We start from the raw sequence: 12036 nt of genomic DNA, 5'->3' as shown, positions 1-12036 counted from the left end.
TTTCCGCGCGGAGATTTCCGCGCAAGACGAACGACGACACGCGTCAGCGCTTGTACAGCTCGCGAACGGCGTCTTCGATGTGCTGGCGCAACAGGTGCCGCTCTTCGGGCGTCATGTGCCCGTCGCGGCGGCGCTGTTCGAGATCGGGAGGCACGGCGGAACGGACCGTCATATCGGCGGCACGATCGGACTGCGGCGCTTTGCCGCGCGGCAGCTTGCGCGACGATGCGCCCTGCTCGGGGCGCTGCGCATACGCGAAGTTCGACGCATATGGACCGGCAAGCGCGATCGTCAGCATCAGTGCAATCCGGGCAGATCGCATGACCGTCCTCGCTTCTTTGGTCGATTTGTTCCCTTCGTCACGCGGCAACCGGCTACCTCTGGTACTTGAAAAACCCTGCGGAATTCGGGTGTGCAAAGATGAAAGATGGAGTGCAGGGGAGTATCTACCGAATTTCGGCTTCGAGTAAAGGAATCTCTATAGCCTGCCTTTACTCGGCGCGACACTACGGGTAAATTTTGTAACCGACTGTAACGCACGAAAATACGCGGCCGTGCGTCAATTCCCATTCGCGATAAGATGCCGATCATGGAAACGAAAAACCCCTCCAAGATTCTCGTCGTCGACGACGACCCTCGCCTGCGCGATCTGCTGCGCCGTTACCTCGGCGAACAGGGTTTCAACGTCTATGTCGCGGAAAACGCGACCGCGATGAACAAGCTCTGGGTACGCGAGCGTTTCGACCTGCTCGTGCTCGACCTGATGCTGCCCGGCGAAGACGGCCTGTCGATCTGCCGCCGGCTGCGCGGCAGCAACGACCGCACGCCGATCATCATGCTCACCGCGAAGGGCGAGGACGTCGATCGCATCGTCGGCCTCGAGATGGGCGCCGACGATTACCTGCCGAAGCCGTTCAACCCGCGCGAGCTGGTCGCGCGCATTCATGCGGTGCTGCGTCGCCAGGCGCCGGCCGAACTGCCGGGCGCCCCGTCCGAAACCACCGAGGTGTTCGAGTTCGGCGAATTCTCGCTGAATCTCGCCACGCGCACGCTGACGAAGTCCGGCCAGGAAATTCCGCTGACCACCGGCGAATTCTCAGTGCTGAAAGTATTCGCGCGTCATCCGCGCCAGCCGCTGTCGCGTGAAAAGCTGATGGAACTCGCACGCGGCCGTGAATACGAAGTGTTCGACCGCAGCCTCGACGTGCAGATCTCGCGCCTGCGCAAGCTGATCGAACCCGATCCGGGCAGCCCGCGCTTCATCCAGACGGTCTGGGGCCTCGGCTACGTGTTCATCCCGGACGGCGCCGCCTGAGCTTTTTCCTTTCCGGTTTCGCCCCGTCCACGGCCCGTCCCATGCGTATCGACCGGCGCCTTCTGCAGCTCGCGTTCGGCGGGCTGTTCTGGCGCACCTTCCTGCTGATCGCGCTGCTGATCTCGGTCAGTCTCGCCGCGTGGTTCCAGAGCTTTCGCGTGATCGAGCGCGAGCCGCGTGCGCAGCGCGTCGCGCTCCAGCTCGTCGCGGTCGTGAAGCTCACGCGCACCGCCCTGCTCTATTCCGATCCCGATTTGCGGCGCGCGCTGCTGCAGGATCTCGAGAGCAACGAGGGCGTGCGCGTGTACCCGCGCGAGAAAACCGACAAATTCAAGCTGCAGCCCGACGAATCGCTGAACCGCCTGATCGAACACGACATCCGCAGCCGCCTCGGCGACGATACCGTGATCGCGCAGTCGGTCAACGACATTCCCGGCGTGTGGATCAGCTTCAAGATCGACGACGACGATTACTGGGTCGCGCTCGACCGCGACCAGCTCGACAACGTCACGGGGCTGCAGTGGGCCGGCTGGGGGCTGTTCGCGCTCGCGCTGTCGCTGTTCGGCTCCGCGTTCATCACGAGCCTCGTGAACCGGCCGTTCTCGCGGCTCGCGCTCGCCGCGCGCCAGGTCGGGTCGGGCCAGGCGCCCGAGCCGCTGCCCGAGCGCGGGATGGGCGTCGCGGCCGAGACCAACCGCAGCTTCAACCAGATGGTGCGCGACCTCGAACAGCTCGAAGCCGATCGCGCGCTGATGCTCGCGGGCATTTCGCACGACCTGCGCACGCCGCTCGCGCGGTTGCGGCTCGAAACCGAGATGAGCCCGTCCGACCAGGCGACCAAGGACGCGATGGTCGACGACATCGAACAGATGGACCGCATCATCGCGGCCTTCATCGACTACGCGCGCCCGTCGCAGCGCAAGCCGGAACCCGTCGACCTGTCGTCGATCGCGCACGAAGTCGCCGCGCGCGTGTCGGGCGAGGACGGCGTCGAGATCCGCACGCGGCTCGCGCCGAGCGCGATCATCGAAGCCGACGAGACCGACATGCGCCGCGTGATCGGCAACCTCGTCGAGAACGCGCGCAAGTACGGCCAGAGCAAGCAGGACGGCATCTCGCGCATCACGCTCGAGACGCGCGTGTCGCATGCGCGCGTCGAGCTGTCGGTGAGCGACGAAGGCCCCGGCATCCCCGAGGATCAGCTGCCGCTCGTGATGCGGCCGTTCTACCGCGTCGACACCGCGCGCACCAAGGCCGACGGCACGGGCCTCGGGATGGCGATCGTGCTGCGGCTCGTCGGCCGCTACCGCGGCGCGCTGCGCCTGCGCAATCGCCAGCCGGAAGCCGGCCTCGAAGTCACGCTCGAATTCCCCGGCGCCGGCAAGGCGCGTGCGACCGCGTGACACGCGCACGCACGCATCTTGCGCGTCACACTATCGAGGCGGTTGACAAAAGCTATGAGAGTAGTTAGTCAAAATCTATTGAAGCGTCTTGCCAATAGTGTTATAGTTTTACCCATGCTGTCACATCATCGTTGCAGCACCGAGGTAGCTTGACTCAGTCTTCTTCCCAACTCACACAGGAGTATCCGCATGAAAACCGTGGGCGATAAACTCGAAGCTTTCACCGTCGTAGCCGCGAAGCCGGGCTTCAACAATCACGAGGAAAACGGCCAGTCGGCGTTCGAGACCGTCACCGAAGCGTCGTTCCCGGGCAAGTGGAAGATCATCTACTTCTATCCGAAGGATTTCACGTTCGTGTGCCCGACGGAAATCGTCGAATTCGCGAAGCTCACGAAGCAGTTCGAAGAGCGCGACGCCGTCCTGCTCGGCGGCAGCTCGGACAACGAATTCGTCAAGCTCGCATGGCGCCGTGAGCACAAGGACCTGGACAAGCTGAACCACTACTCGTTCGGCGACGTCAAGGGCGAACTGATCGACCAGCTCGGCGTGCGCGACAAGGAAGCCGGCGTGGCCCTGCGTGCAACGTTCATCGTCGACCCGGACAACACGATCCAGCACGTTTCGGTGAACAACCTGAACGTCGGCCGCAGCCCGGAAGAAGTCCTGCGCATTCTGGACGGCCTGCAAACGGACGAACTCTGCCCGTGCAACCGCGCAGTCGGCGGCGCAACGCTGTAAGCGCAGCAATGCACGAAGCCCGCGGCGCGCGTTCTGCCTGCGGGCTTTTTTAACGGCCAACCCATAGGAGATATCAATGGAATTCATCGACTCGATTAAGGCACGTATCCCCGACTACGCGAAGGACATTCGCCTGAACCTCGACGGCACGATCTCGCGCTCGTCGCTCGAAGGCACGGACGCGGTCGGCGTGGCGCTGGCGGCGGCCATCGCGGCGAAGAGCACGGTGCTCGTCAAGACGATTCGCGAAGCCGGCGTCCTGTCGCCCGAAGAGACGAACGCCGTGCTGACGGCGGCCGCGCTGATGGGGATGAACAACACCTGGTATCCGTATGTCGAGATGGCCGACGACGCCGACCTGAAGACGCAGCGCGCCGAATTGCGGATGGGCGCGTACGCGACGCACGGCGGCGTCGACAAGCGCAAGTTCGAGATGTACGCGCTGGCCGCATCGATCGTCGGCAAGTGCCACTTCTGCGTGAAGTCGCACTATGCGCTGCTGAAGAACGAGCAAGGGATGACCGTCACGCAACTGCGCGACGTGGGCCGCATCGCGTCGGTGATCAACGCCGCCGCGCAGGTGATCGCCGCCGAAGGCGAATGAGCGAGCCGGCCGCGCGGCCATGAGCCGCGCGGCGGCTGCAAACGAAAATGCCACGCATTCGCGTGGCATTTTTCATTCCGGCGGCGCGGCGCGCGGCACGAACCGTACGCCGCAACGGCCGGACGTCAGCCGCCCTGCTTCACCAGCAGCGCGGCGGCCTGCGCCTCGATCCCCTCGCCGCGGCCGAGATAGCCGAGCTTCTCGTTGGTCTTCGCCTTCACGTTCACGCGCTCGAGCGGCAACCCGAGATCCGCCGCGATGTTCGCGCGCATCCCGTCGATATGCGGCGCGAGCTTCGGCGCCTGCGCGATCACGGTGCTGTCGACGTTCTGGATCGTGAAACCGGCCGCCTTGACGCGCTCCGCGGACGCGCGCAGCAGCACGCGGCTGTCCGCACCCTTGAACGCCGCGTCCGTGTCGGAGAAATGGCGGCCGATGTCGCCGAGCGCCGCCGCGCCGAACAGCGCGTCGGTGATCGCATGCAGCAGCACGTCCGCGTCCGAGTGGCCGAGCAGGCCGCGCTCGTACGGAATCGTCACGCCGCCGATGATGAGAGGGCGCCCTTCGACGAGCTGGTGCACGTCGTAGCCTTGTCCGATTCTGAAATCCATGCGTGTTCCGATTGAGATGGGGTGAAAGTCAGGAAGCGTTCGCGGGACGCGCGAGGATCGCCTCCGCGAGCGCGAAATCTTCCGGGTACGTGACCTTGAAGTTGCGCAGGCTGCCCTGCACGACGCGCGGCGTATGGCCGGCCCATTCGATCGCGCTCGCTTCGTCGGTCAGGTCGTGCCCTTCGCGCTGCGCGCGCAGGATCGCCTCGCGCAACATGCCGATGCGGAACATCTGCGGCGTCTGCGCCTGCCACAGCGCGTCGCGCGATTCCGTGCGCGCGATCGCGTCGCCGCCGGCCGGCACGCGCTTGAGCGTGTCGGCCACCGGCAGCGCGACGATGCCGCCGACCGGGTCGTCCTTCAGCGTCGCGACGAGCGTGCGGATCAACTCCGGCGTGATGCCCGGGCGCGCGGCGTCGTGCACCAGCACCCAGTCGTGGTCGGTCGCGCCGAATTCGGCCAGCTCCAGCAACCCGTTCAGCACCGACGCCTGCCGCGAGCCGCCGCCGCAGCGGCGCACCGCGAAACGCAGGCCAGCGAAACGGCGGGCGTCGAAATGGGAATCGTCGGGCGCGAGCACGACGAGCGTCTGCGCGAATTCGCTGCACGCGTCGAACGCGGCGAGCGTGTAGTGCAGCAGCGCGCGGCCGGCCAGCGTCCGGTATTGCTTCGGCACGGCCGAACCGGAACGGCTGCCCGTGCCGGCGCAGGGAATCAGGGCGAAAAGTCGGGGAGTCACGAAGGGAAACGCCGGAAAGGTGAAATCGAGAAGCGGATTTTATAATAGGTCTTTCGTCTCGACCGGCGCACCGCGCTGCGCCCGTGCACGCCACCCCTGTCGTCCCTATGCCAGATAACGCTTCCACCCCGTCCGCTTCACCCGTTGCCCGCGTCAAGCCCGGCCAGCGTTTCGCCTTCGACGGCGCGCACGGCTCCGCCGACGCGCTCGCCATCGCCCGTTATCTCGCCGACAACCGCCAGGACGTGCCGCTCCTCGCGGTGATCTGCGCGAACGCGGTCGATGCACAGCGGCTGTCGCAGGAAATCCGCTACTTTTCGCCCGATGCGCGCGTGCGCCTGCTGCCCGACTGGGAAACGCTGCCGTACGACACCTTCTCGCCGCACCAGGACCTGGTGTCCGAGCGGCTCGCGACGCTGCACGACCTCGGCGAGGGCCGCTGCGACATCCTGCTCGTGCCCGCGACCACCGCGCTGTACCGGATGCCGCCCGCGTCGTTCATGGCCGCGTACACGTTCGCGTTCGCGCAGGGCGAGCGGCTCGACGAGGCGAAGCTGAAGGCGCAACTCACGCTGGCCGGCTACGAGCACGTGAGCCAGGTCGTGCGGCCCGGCGAATACTGCGTGCGCGGCTCGCTGATCGACCTGTACCCGATGGGTTCGCCGCTGCCGTACCGGATCGACCTGTTCGACGACCAGGTCGATTCGATCCGCGCGTTCGATCCCGATACGCAGCGCAGCCTCTACCCGGTGCGCGACGTGCGGCTGCTGCCCGGCCGCGAGTTTCCGTTCGACGAAGCCGCGCGCACGGCGTTTCGCAGCCGCTGGCGCGAAACCTTCGAAGGCGACCCGAGCCGCGCGCCGATCTACAAGGACATCGGCAACGGCGTGCCGTCGGCCGGCATCGAGTATTACCTGCCGCTGTTCTTCGACGAGACGGCCACGCTGTTCCACTACCTGCCGCAGGACGCGCACCTCGTGTTCACCGGCGACCTCGAGGCGTCGATCCGCCGCTTCACGGCCGACACGAAGCAGCGTCACGCGTTCCTCGCGCACGATCGCGAGCGGCCGATCCTCGAGCCGCAGCGCCTGTTCCTGTCCGACGAGGATTTCTTCGCGTTCGCGAAGCCGTTCGCGCGCGTCGTGCTGCCCGCGCAGCCGGCCGGCGGCTGGGCGACCGCCCTGCCCGAGCTCACCGTCGACCGCCATGCGGACGATCCGCTCGCGTCGCTGCGCACGTTCGTCGAATCGTCGGGCAAGCGTGTGCTGCTGACGGTCGAATCGGCCGGCCGCCGCGAGACGATCCTGCAACTGCTGGCCGAACACCACCTGCGCCCCGCGTCGAACGACGACTTCGCGAGCTGGCTTGCAAGCGACGAACGCTTCGCGCTCGGCGTCGCGCCACTCGCGAACGGCTTCGCGGTGCCGGGCGAAGGCTATGCGGTCGTCACTGAGACCGAGCTGTACGGCGCGCTCGGCCGCCGCGCGGGCCGTCGTCGGCAGGAGCAGGCAAGCAACGTCGACGCGATGGTGCGCGACCTGTCCGAGCTGAAGGTCGGCGACCCGGTCGTCCACGCGCAGCACGGCATCGGCCGCTACATGGGCCTCGTGTCGATGGATCTCGGCGAAGGCGAAACCGAATTCCTGCATCTCGAATACTCGGGCGACAGCAAGCTCTACGTGCCGGTCGCGCAACTGCACGTGATCTCGCGCTACAGCGGCGCCGATCCCGACAGCGCGCCGCTGCACGCGCTCGGCTCCGGCCAGTGGGAGCGCGCGAAGCGCAAGGCCGCCCAGCAGATCCGCGATACGGCCGCCGAACTGCTGAACCTGTACGCGCGCCGCGCGGCCCGCGAAGGCCACGCGTTCTCGCTCGACCCGCGCGACTACGTGAAATTCGCGGAAAGCTTCGGCTTCGAGGAAACGCCCGACCAGGCCGCGGCGATCGCGGCCGTGATCGGCGACATGACGAGCGGCAAGCCGATGGACCGCCTCGTGTGCGGCGACGTCGGCTTCGGCAAGACCGAGGTCGCGCTGCGCGCGGCGTTCATCGCGGTGCTGGGCGGCAAGCAGGTCGCGCTGCTGTCGCCGACCACGCTGCTCGCCGAGCAGCACACGCAGACCTTCGCCGACCGCTTCGCGGACTGGCCGGTGCGCATCGTCGAGCTGTCGCGCTTCAAGACCGCGAAGGAAGTGAATGCGGCGATCGCGCAGATCAACGAAGGCAGCGTCGACATCGTGATCGGCACGCACAAGCTGCTGTCGTCGGACGTGCAGTTCAAGCGTCTCGGCCTCGTGATCATCGACGAGGAACACCGCTTCGGCGTGCGCCAGAAGGAAGCGCTGAAGGCGCTGCGCGCGGAAGTCGACGTGCTGACGCTCACCGCGACGCCGATCCCGCGTACGCTCGGGATGGCGCTCGAAGGGCTGCGCGATTTCTCGGTGATCGCGACCGCACCGCAGAAGCGGCTCGCGATCAAGACCTTCGTGCGCCGCGAGGAGGAAAGCGTGATCCGCGAGGCGATGCTGCGCGAGCTCAAGCGCGGCGGCCAGGTGTACTTCCTGCACAACGAAGTCGAGACGATCGAGAACCGCAAGGCGATGCTCGAGGCGCTCGTGCCCGAGGCGCGCATCGTGATCGCGCACGGCCAGATGCACGAGCGCGAGCTCGAACGCGTGATGCGCGATTTCGTCGCGCAGCGCGCGAACGTGCTGCTGTGCACGACCATCATCGAGACCGGCATCGACGTGCCGAGCGCGAACACGATCATCATGCACCGCGCGGACAAGTTCGGCCTCGCGCAGCTTCACCAGCTGCGCGGCCGCGTCGGCCGCTCGCACCACCAGGCCTACGCGTACCTGCTGGTCCACGATCCGCAGTCGCTGACCAAGCAGGCGCAGCGCCGCCTGGAAGCGATCCAGCAGATGGAGGAACTCGGCTCGGGCTTCTATCTCGCGATGCACGACCTCGAGATCCGCGGCACCGGCGAAGTGCTCGGCGACAAGCAGTCGGGCGAAATCCACGAGATCGGCTTCCAGCTCTATACGGACATGCTGAACGACGCGGTGAAGGCGCTGAAGAACGGCAAGGAGCCCGACCTCACCGCCCCGCTCGCCGCGACGACCGAAATCAACCTGCATGCGCCCGCGATCCTGCCGGCCGACTACTGCGCGGACGTGCAGGAGCGGCTGTCGCTGTACAAGCGGCTCGCGAACTGCGAGCACGGCGACGCGATCGACGGCATCCAGGAAGAGCTGATCGACCGCTTCGGCAAGCTGCCGCCGCAGGCGCACGCGCTCGTCGAGACGCACCGGCTGCGGATCGCCGCGAAGCCGCTCGGCATCGTGAAGATCGATGCGAGCGAGGTCGCGATCGGGCTGCAGTTCGAGCCGAATCCGCCGATCGACCCGATGCGGATCATCGAGATGGTGCAGAAGCATCGCCACATCAAGCTCGCGGGCCAGGACAAGCTGCGCATCGAGACGCGCTCGCCCGATCTCGCGATCCGCGTGTCGACGATCAAGGAAACGCTGCGCGCGCTCGGCCCGAAACAGGGGGCGGCCGTCGCGGCCCGCTGATGCAATCCTGACGGGCGCGACGTTGCTGCACCGCATCGCGCCCGACGAAGGCGGGCGGGCGCGTTTTTGAGTATGATTTCCCATTCATCAGACGGAGTTTTGCCATGTCCACTCTCGACGCGCCGGCGCCGTCCGCCGCAACCGAAGGCGACGCATCGCTCGTCAGCCTGCCCTGGGTCAAGCAACTCGTGTCGATGGACACGACGAGCCGCGTGCCGAACCTCGGCCTGATCGAAACGGTGCGCGACGCGCTCGCCGCGAAGGGCATCGTGTCGACGATCACGCACGATCCGCGCGACGGTTGGGCGAACCTGTTCGCCACCGTGCCCGCGCACGACGGCTCGACGAACGGCGGCATCGTGCTGTCGGGCCACACCGACGTCGTGCCGGTCGACGGCCAGCAGTGGGACAGCAACCCGTTCGCGCCGGAAATCCGCGACGGCCGCCTGTACGGCCGCGGCACCTGCGACATGAAGGGTTTCATCGGCGCGGCGCTCGCGCTGCTGCCCGAGATGCAGGCGACGAAGCTCGCGAAGCCGATCCATTTCGCGCTGTCCTACGACGAGGAAATCGGCTGCGCGGGCGCGCCGTTGATGATCGCCGATCTCGTGAAGCGCGGCGTGCAACCGTCGGGCTGCATCGTCGGCGAACCGACCAGCATGCGGCCGATCATCGCGCACAAGGGCATCAACGCGTACCGCTGCTGCGTACGCGGCCACGCCGCGCATTCGTCGCTGACACCGAAGGGGCTCAACGCGATCGAGTACGCGGCGCGCCTCATCTGCCACATCCGCGACATCGCCGAGCGCTTTCGCGCCGAAGGCCCGTTCGACGAACTGTACGACGTGCCGTTCACCACCGCGCAGACGAGCACGATCCAGGGCGGCAACGCGATCAACACGGTGCCGGCCGAGTGCCGCTTCGACTTCGAATTCCGCAACCTGCCGACCCTCGATCCCGAGCAGATCTTCACGCGCATCGAAGCGTATGCGCAGGAAACGCTGCTGCCGCAGATGCTGCGCGAGCATCCGAACGCCGCGATCGAGTTCTCGAAGATCGCCGCGGCGCCCGGCCTCGACGCGACCGAACAGGCCGCGATCACGCAGCTCGTACGCGCGCTGACGGCCGACCAGGACAAGCGCAAGGTCGCGTACGGCACCGAGGCCGGCCTGTTCGCCCGTGCGGGCATCCCGAGCGTCGTGTGCGGGCCCGGCAACATCGAGCAGGCGCACAAGCCGAACGAATATGTCGAGCTCGCGCAGCTCGCCGGCTGCGAGCAGTTCCTGCGCAAGTTCATCCGCAGCATGTCGGTCGACGCGCACTGACTGCCTCCCGCCACGCCGGCCCGCGTGTGCGGGTCGGCCCACTCCGCCACCCGCCACGTCATGTCGACTGAACAACAGGGCACTGCCCATACGACGATCGACGGCGAGCCGATTCCGACGCTCGACGAAATCGCCGCGCAGCATTTCGCGTTGTCGCCGTGGGTCGCGCGCACGCCCGTGTTCGAGCGCGCCGACCTGCCCTCCCTCGAAGGCACGCACGTCAACTTCAAGTTCGAGCTGCTGCAGGCGAGCGGCAGCTTCAAGGCGCGCGGCGCGTTCACGCACCTGCTCGCGCTCGACGAAGCCCGCAAGAACGCCGGCGTCACCTGCGTGTCGGCCGGCAATCATGCGGCGGCCGTCGCGTATGCGGCGATGCGGCTCGGCAGCAGCGCGAAGGTCGTGATGTTCCATACCGCGAGCCCGACGCGCATCGCGCAGTGCAAGCAGTACCGCGCGGAAGTCGTGCTGGCGGGCAGCGCATCGCAGGCATTCGACCTCGTGCGGCGCATCGAGGCCGAGGAAGGCCGCTTCTTCATTCATCCGTTCAACGGCTATCACACGATCCTCGGCACCGCGACGCTCGGCTACGAATGGGCGACGCAGACGCCCGACCTCGACGCGGTGATCGTGCCGATCGGCGGCGGCGGGCTCGCGGCCGGCATGGCGACCGCGCTGCGGCTCGCGAATCCGCACGTGCACGTGTACGGCGTCGAGCCGGACGGCGCCGACGCGATGAGCCGCAGCTTCGCGGCCAATCACACGATCAAGATGAGCGCGATGCAGACGATCGCCGATTCGCTGATGGCGCCGCATACCGAGGAATACAGCTACCAGCTGTGCCGGCGCCACCTCGACCGCATCGTCACCGTCTCCGACGACGCGCTGCGCGCCGCGATGCTGTTCCTGTTCTCGCACCTGAAACTGTCGGTCGAGCCGGCCTGCGCGGCCGCGCTCGCCGCGCTGCTCGGCCCGCTGCGCGAAACGCTGCAGGGCAAGCGCGTCGGCGTGCTGCTGTCGGGCACGAATACCGACCCCGCCACACTCGGCATGCATCTCGCGCACGCGCAACTGCAGCACTGACCGCGACTCGGCGCGTGCGGGCCAACCTAGGGTTATCCCCAGATTATGTTGACAGCCCTGTTGATAACCCGCCGGACCCGCACGCAAGTGGTTGAGCGCGCAGCGTTTTGCGCGCGCGAAGGTCGATCGTCACGAAATGGGCAGATGCGGCGGCTGGCCGCATGCACGGCGGTGCTCGCGCTGCTCGCCGGTTGCGCGGCGCCAGCCTCGTCCACCGCCGGCGCGCAATCCGCGTCCTGCACGCAACCGGGTGAAAGCCGCATGCTGCAGGCCGATCTGCTGTTCGGGCGCGACGTCGCCGGGCGCGGCCCCGTCACCGATGCCGAACGCGCGGCCTTCCTCGCCGACACGGTCACGCCGCGCTTCCCCGACGGCCTCACCTACTGGGACACGCACGGCCAGTGGCACGACCGCTCGACCGACAGGATCACGCACGAAGACAGCTTCGTGATCCGCATCATCGCCGACGATACGCCCGACACGCGCGCACGGCTCGCCGCGATCCGGCAGGCATACGTCCAGCGGTTCCATCAGCAATCGGTCGGCATCGCCATCGTGCCGGCCTGCGCGTCGTTCTGATTCACCGCGCTCCACTGCCGGCCGCGCACGACAAAACGGGCGCCCGAAGGCGCCCGTCGGCATG

11 protein-coding genes are annotated in these 12036 nt (G+C 67.1%); 8 read left to right on the top strand and 3 right to left on the bottom strand.

Annotated elements, in window-relative coordinates; translation table 11 throughout:
• Positions 1 to 43: 43 nt before the first annotated feature.
• Positions 44 to 322, bottom strand: a complete 279-nt coding sequence (locus MMB92_RS09295; RefSeq protein ID WP_012492681.1) for a hypothetical protein — start codon at positions 320 to 322, stop codon at positions 44 to 46.
• Between the two features lie 267 nt (positions 323 to 589).
• Here MMB92_RS09295 and ompR point away from each other — a divergent pair, with 267 nt between their 5' ends.
• From ompR to MMB92_RS09275, 4 genes are all read left to right on the top strand, one after another.
• Complete coding sequence (gene ompR, locus MMB92_RS09290) at positions 590 to 1315, top strand: two-component system response regulator OmpR (RefSeq protein WP_004199523.1); 726 nt, start codon at positions 590 to 592, stop codon at positions 1313 to 1315.
• 41 nt (positions 1316 to 1356) lie between these two features.
• The gene (locus MMB92_RS09285; RefSeq protein ID WP_006488007.1) at positions 1357 to 2718 is read left to right on the top strand and encodes an ATP-binding protein; all 1362 of its coding nucleotides are present in this window, start codon (positions 1357 to 1359) and stop codon (positions 2716 to 2718) included.
• A gap of 189 nt (positions 2719 to 2907) precedes the next feature.
• Positions 2908 to 3456 carry a peroxiredoxin gene (locus MMB92_RS09280; protein WP_006478563.1) on the top strand — a complete coding sequence of 183 codons (549 nt, stop codon included), beginning with the start codon at positions 2908 to 2910 and terminating at the stop codon, positions 3454 to 3456.
• Positions 3457 to 3532: 76 nt separating this feature from the next.
• Entirely contained in the window at positions 3533 to 4060 is a 528-nt protein-coding gene (locus MMB92_RS09275; RefSeq protein WP_006478562.1) for a carboxymuconolactone decarboxylase family protein, read from the top strand.
• Between the two features lie 125 nt (positions 4061 to 4185).
• On the opposite strand, the gene ispF is transcribed toward MMB92_RS09275, so the two are convergent.
• Both ispF and ispD read right to left on the bottom strand, forming a co-directional pair.
• Positions 4186 to 4671, bottom strand: coding sequence for a 2-C-methyl-D-erythritol 2,4-cyclodiphosphate synthase (gene ispF / locus MMB92_RS09270; protein ID WP_062910557.1), 486 nt, complete (start codon positions 4669 to 4671; stop codon positions 4186 to 4188).
• Positions 4672 to 4699: 28 nt separating this feature from the next.
• Positions 4700 to 5410, bottom strand: a complete 711-nt coding sequence (gene ispD / locus MMB92_RS09265) for a 2-C-methyl-D-erythritol 4-phosphate cytidylyltransferase (RefSeq protein WP_034201609.1) — start codon at positions 5408 to 5410, stop codon at positions 4700 to 4702.
• Positions 5411 to 5517: 107 nt separating this feature from the next.
• Between ispD and mfd the strand changes: the two genes are divergently transcribed.
• From mfd to MMB92_RS09245, 4 genes are all read left to right on the top strand, one after another.
• Positions 5518 to 8988 (top strand): transcription-repair coupling factor, encoded by a 3471-nt coding sequence (gene mfd / locus MMB92_RS09260; protein WP_034201608.1) that lies wholly within the window; start codon positions 5518 to 5520, stop codon positions 8986 to 8988.
• Positions 8989 to 9092: 104 nt separating this feature from the next.
• Complete coding sequence (gene argE / locus MMB92_RS09255) at positions 9093 to 10313, top strand: acetylornithine deacetylase (RefSeq protein ID WP_006495598.1); 1221 nt, start codon at positions 9093 to 9095, stop codon at positions 10311 to 10313.
• A 60-nt stretch (positions 10314 to 10373) separates the two neighbouring features.
• Entirely contained in the window at positions 10374 to 11393 is a 1020-nt protein-coding gene (locus MMB92_RS09250) for a threonine/serine dehydratase (RefSeq protein WP_006495597.1), read from the top strand.
• Between the two features lie 144 nt (positions 11394 to 11537).
• Entirely contained in the window at positions 11538 to 11972 is a 435-nt protein-coding gene (locus MMB92_RS09245) for a DUF3574 domain-containing protein (RefSeq protein ID WP_006495596.1), read from the top strand.
• The last annotated feature ends 64 nt before the right edge of the window (positions 11973 to 12036 follow it).

The organism is Burkholderia sp. IO2 (assembly GCF_029522185.1).
In the GTDB taxonomy this organism is placed as follows: domain Bacteria; phylum Pseudomonadota; class Gammaproteobacteria; order Burkholderiales; family Burkholderiaceae; genus Burkholderia; species Burkholderia cenocepacia.
Note: the sequence above shows the minus strand (reverse complement) of the source record. Positions and strands in the feature narration are given on the sequence as shown.

Excerpts from the sequence above, each read along its gene's own strand:
- MMB92_RS09250 (WP_006495597.1), top strand. The coding sequence starts at position 10,374 with ATGTCGACTGAACAACAGGGCACTGCCCATACGACGATCGACGGCGAG.
- MMB92_RS09280 (WP_006478563.1), top strand. The coding sequence starts at position 2,908 with ATGAAAACCGTGGGCGATAAACTCGAAGCTTTCACCGTCGTAGCCGCG.
- MMB92_RS09285 (WP_006488007.1), top strand. The coding sequence starts at position 1,357 with ATGCGTATCGACCGGCGCCTTCTGCAGCTCGCGTTCGGCGGGCTGTTC.
- MMB92_RS09275 (WP_006478562.1), top strand. The coding sequence starts at position 3,533 with ATGGAATTCATCGACTCGATTAAGGCACGTATCCCCGACTACGCGAAG.
- MMB92_RS09245 (WP_006495596.1), top strand. The coding sequence starts at position 11,538 with ATGCGGCGGCTGGCCGCATGCACGGCGGTGCTCGCGCTGCTCGCCGGT.
- argE (WP_006495598.1), top strand. The coding sequence starts at position 9,093 with ATGTCCACTCTCGACGCGCCGGCGCCGTCCGCCGCAACCGAAGGCGAC.
- mfd (WP_034201608.1), top strand. The coding sequence starts at position 5,518 with ATGCCAGATAACGCTTCCACCCCGTCCGCTTCACCCGTTGCCCGCGTC.
- ispF (WP_062910557.1), bottom strand. The coding sequence starts at position 4,671 with ATGGATTTCAGAATCGGACAAGGCTACGACGTGCACCAGCTCGTCGAA.
- MMB92_RS09295 (WP_012492681.1), bottom strand. The coding sequence starts at position 322 with ATGCGATCTGCCCGGATTGCACTGATGCTGACGATCGCGCTTGCCGGT.
- ompR (WP_004199523.1), top strand. The coding sequence starts at position 590 with ATGGAAACGAAAAACCCCTCCAAGATTCTCGTCGTCGACGACGACCCT.